The 767-nt window shown below is 69.2% G+C and carries 1 pseudogene; it reads left to right on the top strand.

Going from position 1 to position 767, the window contains the following annotated elements:
• Positions 1-767, top strand: a pseudogene (locus AU175_RS22300) (3D-(3,5/4)-trihydroxycyclohexane-1,2-dione acylhydrolase (decyclizing)); the annotation flags it as partial.

The raw sequence follows: 767 nt of genomic DNA, 5'->3' as shown, positions 1-767 counted from the left end.
GGAGACCGGGGCGGTGACCATTTCGCTGCCGCAGGATGTCCAGGCCGAGGCCTTCGACGTGCCCGAGGAGTTCCTGGCCGAGCGGGAGTGGCGGATCCGCCGCCCGGACGCCGAGGACGAGGACATCGCCCGCGCCGCTGCAGCTATCAGGGCGGCGAAGCGGCCGCTGGTTATTGCCGGCGGCGGTGTCCTCTACGCCTACGCCAACGACGAACTCGCCAGGTTCGCGGAGCTGACAGGCATCCCGGTGGGGAACACCCAGGCAGGGGTCGGCGTCCTGCCCTGGGACCACGCCCAGTCCCTCGGAGCCATTGGCTCCACGGGCACGACGGCGGCGAACGCCATCGCTGCCGAGGCTGACCTGGTCATCGGCGTCGGCACCAGGTATGAGGACTTCACTACCGCGTCCCGGACCGCGTTCCAGAACCCGGACGTGCGCTTCATCAACATCAACGTCGCGGCGATCGATGCGTACAAGCACGGCACGCACCTGCCGATCGTCGCTGACGCCCGCAAGGCCCTGGATAAGCTCAACCAGGCCCTGGGCGGCTACCGTGTGGGCGCGGACCTTGAGCAGACAATCGCGGCCGAGAAGCAGCGTTGGGACGCCACCGTGGACGAGGCCTTCGACACCCGGTTCACGCCGCTGCCGGCACAGAACGAGATCATCGGCGCCACCAACCGCGCCATGGACGATGCCGACGTCGTCATCTGCGCGGCCGGGTCGCTGCCAGGCGACCTGCACAAGATGTGGCGGGGGACCGGCC

It is taken from the genome of Arthrobacter sp. B6, assembly GCF_001663775.1.
Classification (GTDB): Bacteria; Actinomycetota; Actinomycetes; order Actinomycetales; family Micrococcaceae; genus Arthrobacter.
The sequence above is the reverse complement of the archived record's forward strand: the minus strand, read 5'-3'. Positions and strand labels throughout refer to the sequence as shown.